22 protein-coding genes are annotated in these 20,002 nt (G+C 65.5%); 10 read left to right on the forward strand and 12 right to left on the reverse strand.

Annotated elements, in window-relative coordinates:
• Nucleotides 1-28: 28 nt before the first annotated feature.
• Nucleotides 29-694 (reverse strand): DUF6975 family protein, encoded by a 666-nt coding sequence (locus ACAX61_RS10420; RefSeq protein ID WP_370714686.1) that lies wholly within the window; start codon nt 692-694, stop codon nt 29-31.
• A 94-nt stretch (nt 695-788) separates the two neighbouring features.
• Nucleotides 789-1,688, reverse strand: coding sequence for a nitrogen regulation protein NR(II) (locus tag ACAX61_RS10425; RefSeq protein WP_370714687.1), 900 nt, complete (start codon nt 1,686-1,688; stop codon nt 789-791).
• Nucleotides 1,689-1,822: 134 nt separating this feature from the next.
• On the opposite strand from ACAX61_RS10425, the gene ACAX61_RS10430 reads away from it, so the two are divergent.
• On the forward strand, nt 1,823-3,475 hold the full coding sequence (locus ACAX61_RS10430) for an inorganic phosphate transporter (protein ID WP_370714688.1): 1,653 nt from the start codon (nt 1,823-1,825) through the stop codon (nt 3,473-3,475).
• Here ACAX61_RS10430 and ACAX61_RS10435 read toward each other — a convergent pair.
• Genes ACAX61_RS10435 through ACAX61_RS10445 form a run of 3 tightly spaced genes read right to left on the reverse strand, consistent with a single transcriptional unit; the run spans nt 3,430 to nt 5,460 of the window.
• Nucleotides 3,430-3,657 carry a hypothetical protein gene (locus tag ACAX61_RS10435; RefSeq protein ID WP_370714689.1) on the reverse strand — a complete coding sequence of 76 codons (228 nt, stop codon included), beginning with the start codon at nt 3,655-3,657 and terminating at the stop codon, nt 3,430-3,432. The genes ACAX61_RS10430 and ACAX61_RS10435 overlap by 46 nt on opposite strands.
• A gap of 58 nt (nt 3,658-3,715) precedes the next feature.
• Nucleotides 3,716-4,270 carry a 16S rRNA (guanine(966)-N(2))-methyltransferase RsmD gene (rsmD, locus tag ACAX61_RS10440; RefSeq protein WP_370714690.1) on the reverse strand — a complete coding sequence of 185 codons (555 nt, stop codon included), beginning with the start codon at nt 4,268-4,270 and terminating at the stop codon, nt 3,716-3,718.
• Nucleotides 4,270-5,460, reverse strand: coding sequence for a pseudouridine synthase (locus ACAX61_RS10445; protein ID WP_370714691.1), 1,191 nt, complete (start codon nt 5,458-5,460; stop codon nt 4,270-4,272). The genes rsmD and ACAX61_RS10445 overlap by 1 nt, the downstream gene beginning before the upstream one ends.
• Nucleotides 5,461-5,568: 108 nt before the next feature.
• On the opposite strand from ACAX61_RS10445, the gene ACAX61_RS10450 reads away from it, so the two are divergent.
• Nucleotides 5,569-6,000 carry a response regulator gene (locus ACAX61_RS10450; protein ID WP_370714692.1) on the forward strand — a complete coding sequence of 144 codons (432 nt, stop codon included), beginning with the start codon at nt 5,569-5,571 and terminating at the stop codon, nt 5,998-6,000.
• A gap of 12 nt (nt 6,001-6,012) precedes the next feature.
• Here the strand turns inward: ACAX61_RS10450 and argJ are convergent, their stop codons facing one another.
• Nucleotides 6,013-7,236, reverse strand: coding sequence for a bifunctional glutamate N-acetyltransferase/amino-acid acetyltransferase ArgJ (gene argJ, locus ACAX61_RS10455; RefSeq protein ID WP_370714974.1), 1,224 nt, complete (start codon nt 7,234-7,236; stop codon nt 6,013-6,015).
• 166 nt (nt 7,237-7,402) lie between these two features.
• Between argJ and pdhA the strand changes: the two genes are divergently transcribed.
• Both pdhA and ACAX61_RS10465 read left to right on the forward strand, forming a co-directional pair.
• Nucleotides 7,403-8,452: a pyruvate dehydrogenase (acetyl-transferring) E1 component subunit alpha gene (pdhA, locus tag ACAX61_RS10460; protein WP_370714693.1), complete on the forward strand. Its 1,050-nt coding sequence runs from the start codon at nt 7,403-7,405 to the stop codon at nt 8,450-8,452.
• A gap of 1 nt (nt 8,453) precedes the next feature.
• On the forward strand, nt 8,454-9,872 hold the full coding sequence (locus ACAX61_RS10465) for a pyruvate dehydrogenase complex E1 component subunit beta (protein WP_370714694.1): 1,419 nt from the start codon (nt 8,454-8,456) through the stop codon (nt 9,870-9,872).
• Nucleotides 9,873-9,937: 65 nt separating this feature from the next.
• Here ACAX61_RS10465 and ACAX61_RS10470 read toward each other — a convergent pair whose 3' ends face one another.
• The 4 genes from ACAX61_RS10470 to ACAX61_RS10485 all read right to left on the reverse strand — a co-directional run bounded on the left by ACAX61_RS10470 (nt 9,938) and on the right by ACAX61_RS10485 (nt 13,183).
• Complete coding sequence (locus ACAX61_RS10470) at nt 9,938-10,225, reverse strand: acylphosphatase (RefSeq protein WP_370714695.1); 288 nt, start codon at nt 10,223-10,225, stop codon at nt 9,938-9,940.
• Between the two features lie 125 nt (nt 10,226-10,350).
• Nucleotides 10,351-10,584 carry a hypothetical protein gene (locus ACAX61_RS10475; protein ID WP_370714696.1) on the reverse strand — a complete coding sequence of 78 codons (234 nt, stop codon included), beginning with the start codon at nt 10,582-10,584 and terminating at the stop codon, nt 10,351-10,353.
• A 50-nt stretch (nt 10,585-10,634) separates the two neighbouring features.
• Entirely contained in the window at nt 10,635-11,117 is a 483-nt protein-coding gene (greB, locus tag ACAX61_RS10480) for a transcription elongation factor GreB (protein ID WP_370714697.1), read from the reverse strand.
• 8 nt (nt 11,118-11,125) lie between these two features.
• On the reverse strand, nt 11,126-13,183 hold the full coding sequence (locus ACAX61_RS10485; protein ID WP_370714698.1) for a lytic transglycosylase domain-containing protein: 2,058 nt from the start codon (nt 13,181-13,183) through the stop codon (nt 11,126-11,128).
• Nucleotides 13,184-13,254: 71 nt separating this feature from the next.
• On the opposite strand from ACAX61_RS10485, the gene dapA reads away from it, so the two are divergent.
• From dapA to ACAX61_RS10500, 3 genes are all read left to right on the forward strand, one after another.
• Nucleotides 13,255-14,136 (forward strand): 4-hydroxy-tetrahydrodipicolinate synthase, encoded by an 882-nt coding sequence (dapA, locus tag ACAX61_RS10490; protein WP_370714699.1) that lies wholly within the window; start codon nt 13,255-13,257, stop codon nt 14,134-14,136.
• A 114-nt stretch (nt 14,137-14,250) separates the two neighbouring features.
• A complete protein-coding gene (smpB, locus tag ACAX61_RS10495) occupies nt 14,251-14,733 on the forward strand; it encodes an SsrA-binding protein SmpB (RefSeq protein ID WP_370714700.1) in 483 nt (160 codons plus the stop codon).
• A 1-nt stretch (nt 14,734) separates the two neighbouring features.
• Complete coding sequence (locus ACAX61_RS10500; protein WP_370714701.1) at nt 14,735-15,298, forward strand: DUF2062 domain-containing protein; 564 nt, start codon at nt 14,735-14,737, stop codon at nt 15,296-15,298.
• Nucleotides 15,299-15,301: 3 nt separating this feature from the next.
• Here ACAX61_RS10500 and ACAX61_RS10505 read toward each other — a convergent pair whose 3' ends face one another.
• Complete coding sequence (locus ACAX61_RS10505; protein ID WP_370714702.1) at nt 15,302-16,126, reverse strand: alpha/beta fold hydrolase; 825 nt, start codon at nt 16,124-16,126, stop codon at nt 15,302-15,304.
• 169 nt (nt 16,127-16,295) lie between these two features.
• Here ACAX61_RS10505 and ACAX61_RS10510 point away from each other — a divergent pair, with 169 nt between their 5' ends.
• A complete protein-coding gene (locus ACAX61_RS10510) occupies nt 16,296-16,619 on the forward strand; it encodes a hypothetical protein (RefSeq protein ID WP_370714703.1) in 324 nt (107 codons plus the stop codon).
• Nucleotides 16,620-16,660: 41 nt separating this feature from the next.
• Here the strand turns inward: ACAX61_RS10510 and ACAX61_RS10515 are convergent, their stop codons facing one another.
• Nucleotides 16,661-18,934, reverse strand: coding sequence for an ATP-dependent helicase (locus ACAX61_RS10515; RefSeq protein WP_370714704.1), 2,274 nt, complete (start codon nt 18,932-18,934; stop codon nt 16,661-16,663).
• A 100-nt stretch (nt 18,935-19,034) separates the two neighbouring features.
• On the opposite strand from ACAX61_RS10515, the gene ACAX61_RS10520 reads away from it, so the two are divergent.
• Both ACAX61_RS10520 and ACAX61_RS10525 read left to right on the forward strand, forming a co-directional pair.
• The gene (locus ACAX61_RS10520; RefSeq protein ID WP_370714705.1) at nt 19,035-19,436 is read left to right on the forward strand and encodes a GFA family protein; all 402 of its coding nucleotides are present in this window, start codon (nt 19,035-19,037) and stop codon (nt 19,434-19,436) included.
• Between the two features lie 138 nt (nt 19,437-19,574).
• Complete coding sequence (locus ACAX61_RS10525; protein ID WP_370714706.1) at nt 19,575-19,904, forward strand: hypothetical protein; 330 nt, start codon at nt 19,575-19,577, stop codon at nt 19,902-19,904.
• Nucleotides 19,905-20,002: the final 98 nt, after the last annotated feature.

The raw sequence follows: 20,002 nt of genomic DNA on the forward strand, positions 1-20,002 counted from the left end.
GCCCGACGGTCCGTGCCGCAAGGTCGGGTCAGATTTCGTTGCGGGCGCTGGCGCGTGCTTCCAGCAAATTCCACATTCCGCGATGCTGGGCCAATAGTTGCTGCGCGCCAAAGCGGATCGCCCGTTCGAACGGCGGCTGAGCGGCGAAGGCGTCCAGCACGGCATACACGTCGTCGGGGGAGGGCAAGGCATCCGGCGGGATCGCCACGCCCAGGCGCGAAGCGGCGCGACTCAGCAGGGCGCGGATCCCGGTCCAGTCCAGTGCCAGCGCCGCAGCCGCGCCGACCGCACACCCAGCGCGATCGGACTGCATCAGCGTGTTGAGCGCGTGCCGCTGGCTCAAGACCGCAGCCTCGCTCTCCGCTTGACCGGGTGTGCTGGGCAGCGGGCCGACAGCCGCGACGAGTGCCGTCAGCCATTGGCGTTCGATTGTGAACCCCTCGCTGGCGGTGGTGAGCCAGGGTGCGACGGTTTGCGGCTGGCCATGGGCCAGTGCCCGCGCGAACAGGTCCGGATGATGACCGTGCAGCATGCCAAGGACGTGCAGCGCATCCGCCACGTCGCGGATCAGCGCGTCAGGGCGCGCGAGCAGTTGTGCATGGCGGTGCGACAAGGTGCCGTCGTCGTGCAACAGCACAGCAAGCGTCGCTGCCGCGCCGCCGCTGCCGTTTACCCCCACGAACGTCGTCGCCATCAACTTTCCCTTGTCCCCGGCACCGAGCAGTGCGCGGCCATAACCCTGATTGTAGGCCAGCAGACGTAAAGAGATGGTTTATCGGTAATTTACGTCATTTCGCTGAAGGCGGCGCGGGGGCCAGCAACGCCGTGACGCACGACACCCCGGCGCCCGCGCGCTCCGGCGCCAGTGCGAGCCGCATCGACCGTTCCCCGCCGCTGCGACAGTTCAGCGCAACGATCATGCGCCTGGGCGTGCCATCGGCGACGACCGAGTCGATGGCATCGGCCACGGACCGCCGGTTTTCCGAAACCAGTAATGTGACGAACCTAACCGATTGCAGGACCGCTTGCTCAATGCCCGCCATCCGTCCCAACGCGGCGCTCGCCGCCTCGACATAACCGCGTGCGGTGACCCGCGCCCAGGCAAGGTCGTCGAGCATATCGGCGGCCTGGACGATTGCTGCAAAGCGCGCAGTCGCGCTGACCGCGTCATCTTCGCTGGTACAGTCGTCCGCTATCAGCGCGGCGCCGCCGTCCATCGGGATCACGGCAAAGCGGTAGCGACGATCACCTACGGCAAGCTCGGTGTTGCGGGTCGCACCGGTCCGGCGCGCACGCGCCGCCAGGTCGGCCAGGAACCGAGCGGCGGCATCGGGCAGGATTGCGGACAACATCTCGGCACCGGTCGGCCTGCCAAACGCCATGCGGGCGGCCCGGTTCATCCGCTGAACCCTCGCGTCGCCGTCGATCACGAAAACCGGCTCGGCCATGGTATCAAGCAACAGCGCATCAAGCGTGTCGTTGCCGGTTTGTGGGTTTGGCGAACAAAGGCGTCGCATGAGTTCGATCGAGGTCAGAACGAGGCTGGGGCGCCCCCGCCGCATGACGAACACCGGCTGCTGGATCGCCCGTTCCTGCCAAAGGCCGAACTGGCGGACCAGGTCCGACGCAGTGACGCAGGCGTCGGGGCGCAGGGCCAACGGTTCGTCATCGCGCATGGTGAAAGGCATGATCCTTCATCGCCGCTAAGGGAATGGGATCAAACGGGAATGGACCAATTTGCGGACGGTCCCCGAACGGGACATGCGCGAAAGCTCGTCGCGATTGTCATAAATCGGTCACATCCTTGCGACAGGGCGCCGATATGGCCACCGCCGCACTTGATTCCGCCGATCCCCTCAGTTCGAGCGGAGCCGGCCCCGACCTGTCCAATCGCCATCATCCGCTTGCCAGGCTGATCTTCCTGCTGCTGTTGGCAGGCGGCTTCGTCTATGCCTGTGCCAGCGTGCTGATCGACACGCAGCAGGTCGGCGAAGAACTGGCGATGGGTGTCTTCGCGTTCCTGGCGCTGGCGCTGGTGATCGCGCTCGGCTTCGAATTCGTGAACGGCTTTCACGATACCGCCAACGCGGTGGCGACGGTCATCTATACCAATTCGATGCCGGCTCATTTTGCGGTCGTCTGGTCGGGATTTTTCAATTTTCTGGGCGTGATGCTGTCATCGGGCGCCGTCGCCTATGCCATCATAACCCTGTTGCCGGTCGAGCTGATCCTGAACGTGGGGTCCAGCGCCGGATATGCGATGATTTTTGCGCTGTTGCTGGCAGCAGTGCTGTGGAATCTCGCGACCTGGTATGTCGGGCTGCCCAATTCGTCGAGCCACACGCTGATCGGATCGGTGCTGGGTGTCGGCGTTGCCAACCAGCTGATGGCAGCCGGGTCGACGGCGGGCACTGCCGGCGTCGACTGGAGCCAGGCGCAGAAGGTGCTGACCGGGCTGGCCATGGCGCCGGCAATCGGTTTTTTCGCCGCGCTGGTGCTGCTGCTGGTGATGCGCCGCGTGCTGAAGAACCCGCGCCTTTATTCGGCGCCCGAACGCGATGCGCCGCCGCCCAAGGGCATCCGCGCACTGCTGATCTTCACCTGCACGGCGGTGTCGTTCAGCCATGGGTCCAACGACGGTCAGAAGGGCATGGGCCTGATCATGCTGATCCTGATCGGCTGCGCGCCCACCGCCTATGCGCTGAACCGCACCATGCCCGAAAGCACGACCCCGGCATTTGTCCAGTCCGCGGACCGGGCGGGCACGGTACTGGGCGCGCGGGGCGGTTCCGCCCCGCTGCCGATCGACAATGCGCGGACCATCCTGACGAGCGCCTTGCAGACGCGGCGCGTGAATACGCCAGACAGCTATGCCGCGATGGCGGCGCTGTCGCGCGACATCAGCACGCGCGTGAGTGAGTATGGCGCGCTGGCCAAGGTGCCCGCCGCGGCGACGCCCAACCTGCGCGCCGACATGTACCTGGTGCTCGATTCGACCAAGCTGGTGCTGAAGGCCGACGATGCCGCGCGCCGCTTCACGGCGAACGAGCTGACCGCGCTGAGCGATTATCAGAAGCAGCTCGAATCAGGCACGCGTTACATCCCGCTTTGGGTGAAGATCGCGGTGGCGCTGGCGCTGGGGCTGGGCACGATGGTCGGCTGGCGCCGTATCGTGGTGACCGTTGGCGAGAAGATCGGCAAGCAGCACCTGACCTATGGCATGGGTGCGTCGGCGGAACTGGTGGCTGCGGCGACCATCCTGGCGGCGGATCGCTTCGGCCTGCCGGTGTCGACCACGCACATCCTGTCTTCCGGCGTCGCGGGTGCGGCGGTGGCGAACGGGCAGGGACTGCAGGCCCGCACGCTGCGCAACATGGCGCTGGCGTGGCTGCTGACGCTGCCCGTCGCAATGACGTTGTCAGGCGGGCTTTACTGGCTTTTGCTGACGATCGTGCGCGCCACGGGCAACGCCTGATCCAGACCGGCGGCGCTGCGCGGTGACAGGAACCCGCGCGCGTCGCGGGCCACCTCTGCAATTTCCCGCTGCATCACCTGATGCGAGCGCTGGTCGGGCGCGGCCCATGCGGTGAGGAACCCGGCCAGCGTCGCGGCGGCGACGGCCAGCGCGAGGCGATGTTGGGTGCGGCGATCGCGCATCTTCTCTCTCCCGAAAACGCTGTGCTTGCGTGCCGGGCTAGGAAGAAAAAGCTGAGCGTCAGATGAACGTGTCGCCCGAATCGCGCCGCAACAGGGTGAGCCGCGCCTTGCCATGGACACGCGACACGTCGATCGCGAATCCCTTGACGTCCACCATCTCGTCCCGCGCGGTTTCGATGCTGACCCAAGTGGCGTCGTTGACCCAGCCAAGCCGCGCCAACCGGTCGAGCGCGACGGACCCTGCACCCGTCGCATAGGGCGGGTCCATCATAATCACGTCGAGCGCGGCAGAGGTCGGGCCAAGCGCCAGCACCGACTGCGCGCGCACGTCGATCTTGCGCCCCAGCTTGGCGGCGTTGGCGCGCAGCGCGTCCAGCGCGGCGCGGTCCTGCTCCACGAAGACACAGCTTGCGGCGCCGCGCGACAGCGCCTCGAACCCCAGCGCCCCCGATCCGGCGAACAGGTCGGCGACGGCCAGCCCCTCGAAACTGCCGACGCGGCTGGCCAGCATGGAAAACAGTGCCTCGCGCGCACGGTCGGCAGTGGGGCGGGTGGCCTCACCCTTGGGCGCGACCAGCGGGCGGCCACGATCGGTTCCGGCGATGATCCGCATCAGCGCGATCCCTTTCGCGGTCCGGGGCGCCCGCCGGGGCCGGGGCGCTTTGGCTTGCCGGGGCCGCGCGGGCCGTCGCGGTTCGTCGCGGGGCGTCCCGCACGCGCAGGAGCGCCGTCACCAGCTTTTGCGGGGCGACCCGCATGGGCAAAAGCGCCGGGACGGTCCGTGCCGGGCCGGTCGGTGCGCGGTGTCAGCCGCTTGCGATCGGTCTCCAGCGCTTCCTTCGTCTCACGCTTACGCACGGGCTTTCGCGCCTCTGCCTTCGCTGCCGGGCGGGCGCGGTCGTCGGGCCGGGCCGCCATGCGCTTGCCCGCAGGTGCCGGGCGACCCGGCCGTGCTGGCTTGGGCGCTTCTGCCGGGGCGGGGGCGGGCGCGGGGCGGCTGACGCTGGCGCGGGTCACCAGCGGCGTGTCGCTGCGGCGGTCGGCGGGCAGGCGCAGCTCGCGGCGGAACTGGATCAGGTCGTGCTGGCGAACTTCATCGACGCCGCCGACGGGCATGTCGGACAGCGGGATCGGACCATAGCTGGTGCGGATCAGGCGGCTGACCGTCAGCCCCAGATGTTCCAGCACGCGGCGAACCTCTCGATTCTTGCCCTCCGTCAGTGTCATTTCGATCCACACATTTGCGCCGGTGCGCCGCTCCATGTTCGCGTCGATCGAGCCGTAACGCACGCCGTCGATCTCGATCCCTTCGATCAGATCCTCAAGCTGTGCCTGGCTGACCTCGCCAAAGGCGCGGGCGCGATAGGTGCGCTTTACCTGAGTCGCGGGCAGCTCGAGCTGGCGTTTCAGCTCGCCATCGGTGGTCAGCAGCAACAGCCCTTCGGTATTCAGGTCGAGTCGGCCGACCGGGATCACACGCGGCAGACCGTCGGGCAGCACGTCGTAAATGGTGCGCCGCCCCTGGGGATCGCGCTCCGCCGTCAGCACGCCGGCGGGCTTGTGAAAGCGAAACAGGCGCGCGGGCGCAGGGGCGGCCACGGGCTTACCATCCACGGTCACGCCGCGCAGGCTGGCCAGCAGGGTCGCAGGCGTTTCGAGGGGAACACCGTCGAGGGCGATGCGGCGTTCGGCGATCATGCGCTCAATCTCTCGCCGCGACGCGATTCCGGCACGGGCGAGCAGCTTTGCGATGCGCTGCGTTTCAGGGGGCTTGGACACAGCACGGGCTGATAGTGCAACCATCGCGTTCCCGCAAAAAAATCTCGCCATGGGATCGACCGGGAGGCGTAGAGGGTTTTGCGACTGCGGGCGCAATGTTCCGCGGGTCGAACAGGGAAGTCGAGCGTCACCATGTTGTTCGTACGGAAAAAGCGGCGAATCACCCGCATCCTCATCGTGGAGGACGAGCCGCTGGTCGCGTTCGACACCGAACACTTCCTGACGGAAGCCGGGTTCGAGGTGGTGGCAACGCTGGACAGGGTCGAGGACGCGGTCGCGTGCCTGTCGGGTGAGGTTGAAATCGATCTGGTGCTGGTCGATGTGGAGCTGGCCGATGGAAGCGGCGTCGATGTCGCGCGCGTGGCTCATGCACGCCAGTCGATCGTATTGTTCGTAACCGGTAATTGTCCCGGCGATGCGCGATCGCTGGCGGCGGGTTGCCTGGCCAAGCCCTATCCGCAGCGCGACCTGGTGGCCGCCATCGACGCGATCGAGACGATGCTGGGCGGCGGCGCGCCCAAGCGATTGCCGCAAAGTTTCAGCCTGTTCGACCGCGCCGCCTGAGGCGCGGTCGCCTCAGCTGCGATAATCGGCGTTGATGGCGATGTAGCCGTGCGTCAGGTCGCACGTCCACACGGTCGCGCGCCCTTCGCCAATGTTCAGGTTCACGGCAATTTCCACCTCGTCGCCCTTCAGGTGAGCGGCGACAGGCGCTTCGTCATAGCCCTCGACCACCAGGCCGTCGCGCGCGACCTCGATCCCGCCGAACGCGATCGATAGCCGGTCGCGTTCGGCCGGCTCGCCCGCCTTACCCACCGCCATGACGACGCGACCCCAATTGGCGTCCTCACCCGCAATGGCGGTTTTGACGAGGGGTGAGTTGGCGATGCTCATCGCCACCCGATGTGCGCTGCGGTCGCTGTCGGCGCCCTCGACATCGATTCGGATGAACTTGGACGCGCCCTCACCATCGCGCACGACCAGATGCGCCAATTGGCGGCAGACATCGGCCAGCGCCGCGCGAAAGGCATCGGCGCCTGCGTCGTCGTCATTCGCCAGAACGCGATTGTCCGCCTTGCCGGTCGCAAAGGCCAGCACCGTGTCGCTGGTTGACGTGTCGCCATCGACCGTGATGCACGAGAATGTCGTGTCGTTCGAGTCCTCCAGCGCCTTTTGCAGAAAGGCGGGTTCGACGGCTGCGTCGGTGAAGATGAAGCCGAGCATCGTCGCCATATCGGGCGCGATCATGCCCGATCCCTTGACGATGCCTGAGATGGTGACGTTGCGCCCGTCCACCACGGCGGTCGCCGACGCGCCCTTGGCAAAGGTGTCGGTGGTCGCAATGGCGTTTGCAGCGTCTTCCCAGCTTGCCACGGGGGCGGTGACGGCGGCGTCCAGGCCCGCTTCGGCGCGGTCGATCGGAAGCGGGACGCCGATCACGCCGGTCGAGGCGACGAACACGTCGGAGGGCTGGCAACCAAGCTGACCCGCCACGCGGGCGGCGATCGCTTCAACCGCCGCACGGCCACGGTTGCCGGTAAATGCGTTGGCATTGCCCGCATTGACGACCAGTGCGCGCGCACGGCCCAGCACCAGTGCGCGGCGGCACCACTCAACCTCGGGCGAGGGGCATTTGCTGCGCGTGGTCACGCCCGCAACGACACTCCCTTCGTCCAACAGCGCCAGCGTCAGGTCGGCACGGTCCCATGCCTTATAGCCCGCGCGCGCAACGCGCAGCGCAACACCAGCGACAGGCGGCAGGACGGGGAAGGCAGCGGGAGCGAGCGGGGAGCGGTTCATGGCCACGCAGTAGCGCGCGTTTCGCGGCATTTCCATGGGGCAGGCAATCGTATTCGCACCGCTATTGTGCTACCCGATGCGGCTACGGCGTTGCGCCCGGCTGACTTTCGCGATTATAGGCCGCGGTCAAGGCTTCATGCTCCCCCAGGAACGAGGTTTCATCATCGTGGCCAAGGCACCGGCGCGCACCGCACAAAGCGACCCTGCAATTCCCAACCGCGAACGGCCAGCCGAGCCGAAGCGGTACGAGGCCTCGAAGGAGGAACTGCTCGACTTCTATAAGCAGATGCTGCTGATCCGCCGTTTCGAGGAAAAGGCCGGCCAGCTTTACGGGCTGGGTCTGATCGGCGGCTTCTGCCACCTTTATATTGGTCAGGAAGCGGTCGCGGTCGGCCTTCAGTCGGCGCTGGAAGTCGGCAAGGATTCGGTCATCACCGGCTATCGCGACCATGGCCACATGCTGGCTTATGGCATCGACCCCAAGGTCATCATGGCCGAGCTGACCGGCCGCGCGGCCGGCATCAGCAAGGGCAAGGGCGGGTCGATGCACATGTTCTCGACCGAGCACCGCTTTTACGGCGGTCACGGCATCGTCGGCGCGCAGGTCTCGCTGGGCGCCGGTCTGGCGTTCAAGCACAAATATGCCGAGGACGGCGGCCTGTGCATGACCTATTTCGGTGACGGCGCCGCAAACCAGGGTCAGGTCTACGAAGCGTTCAACATGGCCGAGCTGTGGAAGCTGCCGGTCATCTTCGTGATCGAAAACAACCAGTATGCGATGGGCACCAGCGTCAATCGCGCGTCGTCGGAAGACCAGCTGTACAAGCGCGGTGAAAGCTTCCGCATCCCCGGCATCCAGGTCGACGGCATGGACGTGCTCGCCTGCCGCGGGGCGGCCGAGGAAGCGATTGCTTGGGTCCGCGCGGGCAAGGGGCCGATCATCCTCGAGATGAAGACCTATCGCTATCGCGGCCATTCGATGTCCGACCCGGCCAAATATCGCAGCCGTGACGAGGTTCAGGCCGTCCGCGACAAGTCGGACCCGATCGAAGCCGTGAAGCGCGAGCTGGAAAAGCTCGGCCTGAGCGAGGCCGATCTGAAGCCGCTGGAGCAGGAAATCCGCAAGGTCGTGAACGAAGCCGCGGACTTTGCCGAAAGCGCGCCCGAACCCGAACCCGCCGAACTGTACACCGAAGTGCTGGTGGAGAGCTATTGAGATGGCAATTGAACTGAAGATGCCGGCACTGTCGCCCACCATGGAAGAGGGCACGCTGGCCAAGTGGCTGGTGAAGGAAGGCGACACCGTCAAGTCGGGCGATATCCTGGCCGAAATCGAAACCGACAAGGCGACGATGGAATTCGAAGCCGTTGACGAGGGCACGATTGCCAAGATCGTCGTGGCCGAGGGCACCGACAGCGTGAAGGTCGGCGAAGTTATCGCCGTGCTGGCCGAAGAGGGCGAAGACGCTTCGTCCGTCGAGGCGCCGGCGAAGAGCGACCCGAAGGCGACCGAAGCGGCCAAGGCTGAAGAAGCGCCCGCCCCGGTTCAGGCCGATGGCAAGCCGGAGCCGAAGGAAACCGGCACCAGCCAACTGACCGACCACGCCGAAAAGGCAGGCGATCTGGCGCCCGAAATTCCCGAAGGCACCGAGATGGTCAAGCAGACCGTCCGCGAAGCGCTGCGCGACGCGATGGCCGAGGAAATGCGCGCCGACGATCGCGTGTTCGTGATGGGCGAGGAAGTCGCCGAATATCAGGGCGCGTACAAGGTCACGCAGGGCCTGCTGGACGAATTCGGCGCCAAGCGCGTGATCGACACCCCGATCACCGAATATGGCTTTGCCGGCGTCGGCACGGGCGCGGCGATGGGCGGTCTGCGTCCGATCGTCGAGTTCATGACGTTCAACTTCGCCATGCAGGCAATCGATCACATCATCAATTCGGCAGCCAAGACCAATTACATGTCGGGCGGCCAGATGCGGTGCCCGATCGTGTTCCGCGGCCCGAACGGCGCGGCCAGCCGCGTCGGCGCGCAGCACAGCCAGAACTACGGCCCGTGGTATGCAAGCGTCCCCGGCCTGATCGTCATCGCACCCTATGACGCCGCCGATGCGAAGGGTCTGATGAAGGCTGCGATCCGCAGCGAAGATCCGGTCGTTTTCCTCGAAAACGAGCTGATGTACGGCCGCAGCTTCGACGTGCCCAAGCTCGACGATTTCGTGCTGCCGATCGGCAAGGCGCGTATCATGCGTCCGGGTAAGGACGTAACGATCGTGTCCTATTCGATCGGCGTCGGCGTCGCACTGGAAGCGGCTGAAAAGCTGGCGGACGAGGGCGTGGATGCCGAGGTCATCGATCTGCGCACGCTGCGTCCGCTGGACACGGCGACCGTGCTGAAGAGCCTGAAGAAGACCAACCGCATGATCGTGGTGGAAGAAGGCTGGCCCACCTGCTCGATCGCCAGCGAACTCGCCGCCGTGGCGATGGAAAAGGGCTTCGACGACCTCGACGCGCCGGTACTGCGCGTGACGAACGAGGACGTGCCGCTGCCCTATGCCGCCAACCTCGAAAAGCTGGCGCTGGTCGATGTGGCGCGCGTGATCGAAGCGGTGAAGAAGGTCACTTACAAGGCGTAATTGAAAGGGGCAGGCCGCGCATCTGCACGGCCCGCCCCCTTTTATAACCGACGAGCGCCGGTATCTCAGGCTGTAAAGCGCTTTGTGAAACCGCGCGCGCTGCGCTCCTCATTATCCGGTTGGGCCTCGATCGTATCGACGCGGGCCAGGGGCGGGCCGGAACGGCAAGCCTCGACAAAGCGCTGCAACGCTTCATCATCCCCCGATACGAGCATTTCGACGCGCCCGTCGCGCGTATTGCGAACCCAGCCCGTAACGCCGAGTGCGCGCGCCTGCCGGGTGGCATAATCGCGGTATCCAACGCCCTGGACCCGACCCGATACAAACAGGCGTTGCGTTGTCATAACCGTCATTCAATCTTTCCTACGCGTAGACCCTGCCGCGATAGCGGCGATGCTAGGGTAGCAGTGGTGCGCCTTTGTACATTGCACCGCAACCGCCGCCCGCCGCAATCAGGAACGCGCTGGTCGCAAGACGCTCAGGCGCCGCGCGCCCTGTCCACTTCATAGCGTTCGCCGTGGCGGGTCGAATCGGCTTTTTCGACATTGGTGCTGCCGTCGGGATCGGCAATCTTCGACGCTTCGTCACGCGTGGCGACGTCGCGGGCCAGGTTGCCGCCCGAGCGTCCGACGTCATCGGGGGCTTCGGTCGCAGCGTCGATGATCTCATGATCGTCGTGGTCGCGGGCGCTGGTGGTGCGGGGATGTTCCATTTCGCTCTCCTTCACGCCGAATCAAGCGCCCGGAGACCCCATGGGTTCCATCAAGGATCGGGATAGGTGATGGCCAGCACTTCATATTCACGCGCGCCGGATGGCAGCTGAACGGTGCGAAGATCGCCCACCGCCGCGCCCTTCAAAGCGCGCGACAGGGGGGCGTGCCAGCCGATCTTGCCGGCCGCGGCTTCGGTTTCGTCATCGCCCACCAGCGTGACCACGCGTTCCTGATCGTCCTCATCGACGATGGTCACTGTGGCGCCGAAAAAGACGCGGCTGCGGTCTTCCGCGCGGGCGGGGTCGATGACGCGGGCGGCCTTCATCCGCCGGGCGAGAAAGTTCAGCCGCCGGTCGATCTCCCGCATGCGCTTTCGCCCATAGAGGTAATCGCCATTTTCCGAACGGTCGCCATTGCCCGCGGCCCAGGACACGATTTCCACAATCGCCGGTCGCTCGGTGCCGAGCAGCCGATCATATTCGGCCTTCAGCGCCGCGTAACCCGCGGGTGTGATGTGATTTGGACGGTCCATGATCCGGGTCAGCCGGGTCGCGACTTGCCGAGATACCAGGACAGGTTGGTCGGCCCCTTCGACCGGGCGCGATCAGGGTAGAGCAGGTCATAGACGACCGCATTCTCCAGCACGCGCTGAACATAGTTCTTGGTCTCGAAAATCGGAATATCCTCGACCCAGTCGAGAACGTCCACGCCCTGTCGTGGGTCGCCGTTGGCGCGGAGCCATTTGTTCACATTGCCCGGCCCGGCATTATAGGCCGCGACGGCCAGCGGATAGCTGCCGCCATAATAGTCGAGCATCCGCTGGAAATAGGCTGATCCCAGCTGGACGTTGTAGCCCGGATCGCCGGTCAGCGAGGCCAAGTTATAGCCCAGCCCCAGCTTGCCCGATTGTTCGCGCGCGGTGCCGGGCATTAGCTGCATCAGCCCGCGCGCGCCCGCACGGCTGACGGCGTTGCGGTCGAACTGGCTTTCTTGGCGCGCGATCGCGTGGATCATCGTGAAATTGGCCGATGCGGCCCCTGTGGCCGGCAGCGTGGGATAGCCCGTTGCCACCAGCGCGGCATGGCCATTTAGCGACGCGCTGCGCCCGATCATCACGCGCAGGTCGGGGCGCTCGATCTGCCCCGCCAGTTCGGCGGCAAGCGCGTGATCGGGAGCGCTTTTTGCGTCATTCGCGATCTGACGCACAAACAGGTTCTGATCGGCCGTGCGCCCCATTTCGCCGAGCAGCCGCGCGGCGCGGACGACTTCACGCTTGAAGAAAGAGTCGCGCACGGCAGCGTCGATCGCGCCGGGCGATGCCTGAGCGACGCGGGGGATCGCGCGGCCCATGCGTTCGGCGGCGAGCTGCCCGTAATAAAGGTCGGGCCAGACCGCGGCGCGGGCATAGTGCGTCTGTGCGGTTGCCTGATCGCCAGCCGCTTCGGCCGCGCGGCCAGCCCAGTAATAGCCCTTGGACTGAGTCTGCGGCGTGCGCGAGCCGCCGGCATAGCGCGCATACATGCCGACCGCGTCCTGCGGCCGGTTCAGGTCGCGGCGCGCCACCTGACCCGCAAGCCACGCAAGCGAGGTATAGTCGTCGCGCTCCCCATAGGGGCGTGTCGAAACATCGGTGCCGGCGGGATAGGCGTCGTCGATCTGGCGCGCGATGTCATAGGCGAGTTGATATTGCCGGTCCGCCTCTGCCGCGCGAGCATTGGTCAAAAGGACTTCGTACCATTCCTCGACATCAGCGGGGCGCGTTAGCGAAGCGCGTGCCTGCGCCAGATAGGCGCGAGCCGCCGGGCTTTGCCCGCCATTGCGAAGCCACTGTGCCCGGTCGGCGATATAGCCCGCATCCGTGCGGTCGGCGGGGGGCACGCTGCCATCCAGTGTTGCCGCGTCCGCCGCGCGTGTGCGGAACGCCAGCCGCGCGGCATAGACCGCCCGCCGCGCTGGAGACACAAGCGCCAGCTGCCGCGTCGCCGCGCTGGTGGCGCCTGCCCAGAGCAGCGCATCCATGCGCGCATCATGGTCGGCGGGGCCGATGGCGCTGGCAAAGCCGGTCATCAGCCGCGCTTCGTCCGCCGGGCGCAGTACGCCGCGACGCCATGCCTGGCGCACCTGCTCCTGCGCCTCGGCCCGCCGCCCGCTGACCTCCAGCGCCTCGGCAAAGCGGACATGACCGGCCGACGAGACGGGCGGGAATCGCTGGAAAAAGCGCATGACGAGCGCCGGGTCGCGGGTGCCGCTGTCCAGCGACGCTTCCGCCGCCTGTCGGCGTCCGGCCTCCCCCGGCCAACCGGGATGGGCAAGCAGGAAATTGGCGTAATCGGCAAAGGGCCAGCTATCGGATTGCTGAAGCCGTTTCCACTGGTCGATCGTCGCGACCAGTGGATTGCCATAATAGGATGGCAGCGGCTGCACCGTTTCGGCCTGCGCCTGGCGCTGGGTCGGCACGACCTGATCGAGCCCGCGCGGTGGCCATGTCTGACGCTGCGGCTGCGTCTGGGGCAGCGGCTGCACCATGGTCTGCGTGGCAAGCGCGGCGCCCGATACACTGGCGCCGATCAGAACGAACTTGGAAAACATACCCGGCATGCTGGACAGGATATGCCCAGCGGCCCTATCTGTCGCCCCCGAAAATCCTCTTGACGGGCAGTTTTCATCGCATGTTTTCGGGTTCGATTCCGGCGCTCGCCACGCCGTTCCGTGATGGCCGCTTCGACGAGCCGACTTACCGCGCACTTATCGATTGGCAGATCGAGCAAGGCTCATCGGCGTTGGTGCCCTGCGGGACCACGGGGGAAGCGGCGACGATGTCGATCAGTGAGCATAATCACGTGCTCGCCGTATGCATCGACCAGACCGCAGGCCGGGTGCCCGTGATCGCGGGGTGCGGGTCCAATGACACCTCGGTTGCGCTGGAGCATATGCATGCCGCACGCGATGCGGGTGCTGCGGCAGCATTGCTGGTGCCGCCCTATTACAACCGCCCGAATCAGGAGGGCGTTTTCCGCCATTTTGAGAAGCTGGCGAACGAGGGTGGTTTGCCGATCGTGCTGTATAACGTGCCCGCGCGCACCGTCACCGATATTGCGGTCGAGACGATGGGGCGACTGGTGGCGGCGTTTCCCGGCAAATTTGTTGGCGTGAAGGACGCGACCGGCGTGCTGACGCGCGTGTCGATGCAGCGTGCCGCCTGTGGCCCCGATTTCTGTCAGCTGTCGGGCAATGACGACACGGCGCTGGGCTTCATGGCGATGGGGGGCAGGGGGTGCGTATCGGTCACCGCCAATGTTGCGCCGCGCCTGTGTGCCGATTTCCAGGCCGCGTGTGAAACCGGCGATTATCCCGCGGCGCTGCAGCTGCAGGACCGCTTGTTCCCGCTGCATTCGGCGCTGTTCAGCGACGCGTCGCCGGGCCCGGTGAAATATGCGCTGTCACGCGTGCGGGCGGGGTTCAGCCCTGAACTGCGGCTGCCGATGACCGAACCGTGTGAGGCATCGAAGAAGCTGGTCGACGCCGCGCTTGCCCATGCCGGGCTTGTCTGAACGCTTCGCGCGGGCGGGTTCATGACGTTTTGTCGTGGATCGGGGGGCGTGTCGGCCCAAAGCCGTTAGTGGCCGCTTCCCTTTCGCCTCGCGCACGCCTATCTCGCGCGTCCAATGTCCCGACCACGCCCCACCACATTCGACAAGAAAAAGGTCGTCGCCGAGAACCGGCGCGCGCGTTTCGAGTATTTCATCGAGGATGTGTATGAGGCGGGGCTGGCCCTCACCGGCACCGAGGTGAAGTCGCTTCGTTTCGGCGAGGGCTCCATCGCCGAAAGCTATGCCGAGGTGAAGGGCGAGGAAGTCTGGCTGGTCAACGCCAACATTCCCGAATTCAGCCACGGCAACCGCCACAATCACGTGCCCAAGCGCCCGCGCAAGCTGCTGCTGCACGAGCGGGAGATCGGCAAGCTGCACGGCGCTGTCGCGCGTGAGGGGATGACGCTGGTCCCGCTCAGCATCTATTTCAACGGACGCGGGCGGGCCAAGGTCGAGCTGGCGCTGGCCAAGGGCAAGAAGGCGCACGACAAGCGCGAAACGATAAAGGAGCGCGACTGGAAGCGCGAACAGCAGCGATTGCTGCGCGATCGCGGCTGACATGAAACGCCCGCCCAAGGACTGGCTTGCACGCTGGATCATCGCCAATGTGCCCACGCGCGAGCAGTTGGAGGATGTGAAGATCCTGCGTCCGGTCGCCCATCGGGTGCTGGCGCCTGAGCTGTGGCGTTTCACGCGACGCTCTGTGCCGCGCGGTACGGCCCTGGGCTTACTGGTTGGCATCTTTCTGATGATACCGGGCCTGCAGATTGCGGGCGCCGCATTGCTGGCGCTGCCGGTCCGGGCGAACATCCCCATCGCTGCCGGGATGACCTTCCTCAGCAATCCGGCCACGACGCCCTTCATCCTTTATGCATCGGTCTGGCTGGGTAATTTCCTTTTGGGGCGCACTGCCGATGCCTCTGGCTTCATGGCGCTGGTCGAATCCCATGCAAGCGTGTCGCAGTGGATCGGCTGGCTGTTGTCGGAAGCGGCCCCAGCCATGCTGTTCGGGCTTGCCGTCATATCGATCGGGTGCGCTGTCGTCGGTTACGGCATTGCCGTATTGTTCTGGCGCATCCGTACCGCCGCCAAATGGCGGCGGCGGCACGTTCGCGAGGACTGAGCCTTAGTTGCTGAGAAACGTCAGCAGATCGCGCGTCAGACGATCGCCTTCAGTCGCGAACAGACCGTGGGGCGCGCCGGAATACTCGACCAGCTGATTGCGCGCGATGCCATCAACGGCACGGTGCGCAGTCGCCTTGATCGGGACGGTCGCATCTCCCGTGCCGTGAACGATAAGCGTCGGCACGCCAAAGGCGGGAAGATCAGGCGTGAAATCGGTATAGCCCCACGCCTTTGCCGCCTCGATCGTGGCGTGCTGGCTCGCTTGCATCGCGACATTCCAGGACCAGTCGAGATAGTCTTCGCTGACCGGGTGAGTGATCATGCCCACGCCGTAGAAATCGCGGAAGAAGCCACGCATAAATGCGGCGCGGTCGGTCATTAGTTGTTCGGCGATTTCGGTCAATTTCGCTTCGGGTACGCCGTTCGGATTGGCATCGGACTGAACGATGCCAGGGACAACCGATCCGATCAGCGCAGCGTGAGTGATGCCGCGTCCGCCATGCCGGCTCATGTAGCGCGCGACCTCACCACCGCCCATCGAGAAGCCGACCAATGCCACGCCATCCGTTGCGCCTGCGGCATCAAGGATGGCAGCCAGGTCATCGGCATAGGTGTCGTAATCGTGGCCGGCCCACGGCTGGCCCGACCGGCCGAAACCGCGCCGGTCATAAGCGATTGCGCGATAGCCCGCTTCGGCAAGCGCAATAGCCTGTGGTTCCCAACTGTCGGCGTTCAATGGCCAGCCATGGATCAGCACAACCGGGCGGCCACTGCCCCAATCCTTGACATACAAATCGGTGCCGTCACGGCCCTTCACATATGGCATGGCTGTTCTCCTCGTCAGAATGACCGATGCCGAACGAGCCGAGCCGGCTGCCGTTCCTGTCGCCCGGCGCGGGAAAAGCACGTCGGAGGCGAACCAGTCTGTTGCCGCAACGCAAGCGAGACGATAGGCGTGCGGCCCGACCATCAGGACCCTTGAGGACGAAGAGCGCGTGACCGATTCCGCCGCCCCCAGCGGCCCCGCCCCAACCATCTTTGAAGCGATCGTGCGCAGGACCTGCGTCACGGCGACCTATAACCGCACCGATGTTTTGCTGGCCCCGCACGCGATCTGGACGCGGCACGGCGACATGTTCATCGACGCGATCACCGTCAGCCTGAACGGTAAGCCCCCGCGTGAGACCAAGCTGGGCACGTTCAAGCTGATCGGGCTGAATGATCTGGCGCGCACCGACACGGCCTTTGCGCCGAGTGAGCTGTTCGACCCGGCCGACGAGAAATATGGCGGTGAGGTCGTTTTCGCGATCGAACGCTGAGGCGGGCGACCGGAGCGAACCGGCCGCCGCGAAGCGCCGCGTCAGCCGATGGTGACGAAGCTGTCCATCACCCGCTTGCGCCCGGCCTGTTCGAATTCGACCTCCAGCTTGTTGCCTTCAATCCGGTCGATCAACCCGTAGCCGAACTTCTGGTGGAAGACGCGCATCCCGACGCTCAGGTCGCTGCGTCCCTTGTTGCCAAGGCTGATGGCGGACGCGCGCGATTCGATGACGCGCGGCGCTTCACGCGAAAAGCCGCCGCTGGCCGCACGCTGCCAGCCTGGTCCGCGCCCGGTACCGCGGCCGACATCGGCAAACGGGTCGGCGCGTTCGGACCAGTTGGCGCGCCACAGGCTTTCGCCGCCCGACATGGTGGTTTCGGCCTCAATATGTTCAGGCGGCAGTTCACCGACGAACCGGCTGGGGAGCGAGCTGGTCCACTGGCCATAGATACGGCGATTGGCGGCGTGCAGGATCGTCGCGCGCCGCCGGGCGCGGGTGATCGCGACATAGGCGAGGCGGCGTTCCTCCTCCAGGCTGGCGGTGCCCCCCTCGTCCAGCGCGCGCTGTGAGGGGAACAGGCCTTCTTCCCATCCGGCGAGGAATATGTTTTCGAATTCCAACCCTTTTGCGGCGTGGATCGTCATGATCGTCACTTCGGGCGTGCGGGGGCCGCCCTCCCGCTCCATCACCAGGCTTACATGCTCGAGGAACGCGCCCAGCGTTTCATATTCCTCCATGGCGCGGACGAGTTCGGACAGGTTCTCCAACCGTCCAGCCGCTTCCGCCGATTTTTCGTTCTGGAGCATCGCGGTATAGCCGCTTTCGTCCAGCAATTGCCGCGCGAGTTCGGGATGGGGCAGTTCCTGTCCCATCTGTCGCCAGCGTGCGAGATCGCCGATGAAATTGCCCAGCGAGCGGCGGGCCTGCGGCGTCAGTTCATCGGTATCGAGAATGCGGGCGGCCGCCGTGGTCAGCGGCAGCCCTTCCGCACGGGCAAGCTGATGAATTTTCTGCACCGCCTTGTCGCCCAGGCCGCGCTTGGGAGTGTTGACGATCCGTTCGAACGCCAGATCGTCCGCCGGTTGCGCGACGACGCGCAGATAGGCGAGGGCGTCGCGAATTTCGGCGCGCTCGTAAAAGCGGAATCCGCCGATGATGCGATAGGGCAGGCCGATTGAAATGAAGCGGTCTTCGAATTCCCGCGTCTGATGCTGTGCGCGGACGAGTATGGCGACATCGTCAAGGCTGGTGCCGCGCCGTTGCAGACTTTCAATCTCCTCACCCACGCGGCGGGCCTCTTCCGGGCCATCCCACACGCCCAGCACGCGGACCTTTTCGCCTGCGTCCAGCTCGGTCCACAACGTCTTGCCCAGTCGTCCGCCATTATTGGCGATCACGCCGGCAGCAGCGCCCAGAATATGCGGGGTGGAACGGTAATTCTGCTCGAGGCGAATGACCTTGGCGCCGGGGAAATCGCGCTCGAAACGTAGGATATTCTCGACCTGCGCGCCGCGCCACGAATAGATCGACTGATCGTCGTCGCCCACGCAGCACAGGTTGCGCCGCGCCTGTGCCAGCAGACGCAGCCACAGATACTGGACGCTGTTGGTGTCCTGATACTCGTCCACCATGATATAGCGGAAGCGCTGCTGATATTGCTCCAGCACTTCGCGATTGGTCTTGAGCAGCGTCAGCGAATGGAGGAGCAGGTCGCCAAAGTCACAGGCATTCACTGCCAACAGGCGCGCCTGATATTGGCGATACATTTCCTGGCCGCGACCATTGGCAAAGCGTTCGCTTTCGCCCGCGTCGATATCGGCGGGGGTCAGGCCCTTGTTCTTCCATTCGTCGATCAGCCCGGCGAGCGAGCGGGCGGGCCAACGCTTTTCGTCGAGATCGGCGGCGACGATCTGCTGCTTCAGCAGGCGAAGCTGGTCGTCGGTATCGAGGATCGTAAAATTGGACTGAAGCCCCACCAGTTCGGCATGGCGCCGCAGCAGCTTTGCACCGATCGAGTGGAAAGTACCCAGCCACGGCATCCCCTCAACCGCGTCGCCGACAAGCCGCCCGACCCGTTCGCGCATTTCGCGTGCGGCGCGGTTCGTGAAGGTGACCGCCAAAATCTCCGACGGCCAAGCCTTTCGCATATAGATCAGGTGCGCCAGCCGCGCGGTCAGTGCAGCCGTCTTGCCCGTGCCGGCACCCGCCAGCACCAGCACCGGACCATCGGTGGTCAGCACCGCCTCCCGCTGCGGCTCGTTCAGGCCGTTGAGATAGGGCGGTTCGTTCACGGCGGGTCGGAAATCGGTCATCGGCTCGCAGGTAAGGGGATGGGGGTGGGCGGGCAAGGTTACGCTTGCCACAGGACCCGTTGCATGGGAACATAGAACGAACAGGCGGCAGGAGGAAGCCATGACGTTGACGGGTGGGTGTCAGTGTGGTGCGGTTCGATATTCGGCGGTGGGCAGCCCCGAACATCATGCGCTGTGTCATTGCGCGGACTGCCGGAAATCGGCGGGCGCGCCGATGGTCGGCTGGATCGCCTTTCCCGAAGATGCGCTGAGCGTCGAAGGGCGACCGACGCGGTGCGAATCCTCGCCAGGCGTCACGCGCGAATTTTGCGGCACCTGTGGGACGGGGCTTTTCTATCGCAATCCGGCCATGCTGCCGGGCATTGTCGACGTCCAGTCGGCCACGCTTGACGATCCGGCAGCGTCGCCACCGCAGGCGGAAATCATGGTGTGCGAACGGCTGGTGTGGATGGATGAGGTCGGCGGGCTGCCGCGCTTCGAACGCTATCCGGGCATGGACTGACGGCGCGAGGCTGAACCGGCGCGGCGGCGCTGCAATTCTTTGCGACAGTTTTCCGCGTTGCGCGCGAAATGATTGCGACAGGCGCGGTGCAATCCTCCCTTCATCGACCGATGCGGTCGTGTTCGGAGGAGACAGATCATGAAAAAGCTCTCGCTGATGTTCGCCGGTCTTGCTGTTGCCGCCACCTCGCTGCCGGCTGCGGCCAGCGCACAGCAATGGCAGTCGATCAACGGCCGTCAGGCGCGGATCGAGGCGCGGATCAATCAGGGCATCCGCTCCGGCGCGCTCAACCGGAAGGAGGCAGTGCGCCTGCGCACCCAGTTTCGTGAGCTGGCGACGCTGGAGGCGCGTTATCGCCGGACGGGCGGCGGTTTGAGCGTTGGCGAACGCCGCGATCTGGACCGCCGCTTTGATCGCCTGTCGGCGCGGGTGAAGGTGCAGAAGAACGACCGCCAGCAACGCTGGTGAGCGAGCGGCGGGGCGGCGGTTTGCGCCGCCCCGAAACGCTTGCGATGCGGAAAGGCGTGCGAGGCGATTGACAGCGGTCGCACGTCGGGCACAACCCG

The organism is Sphingomonas sp. IW22, assembly GCF_041321155.1.
Classification (GTDB): Bacteria; Pseudomonadota; Alphaproteobacteria; order Sphingomonadales; family Sphingomonadaceae; genus Sphingomonas.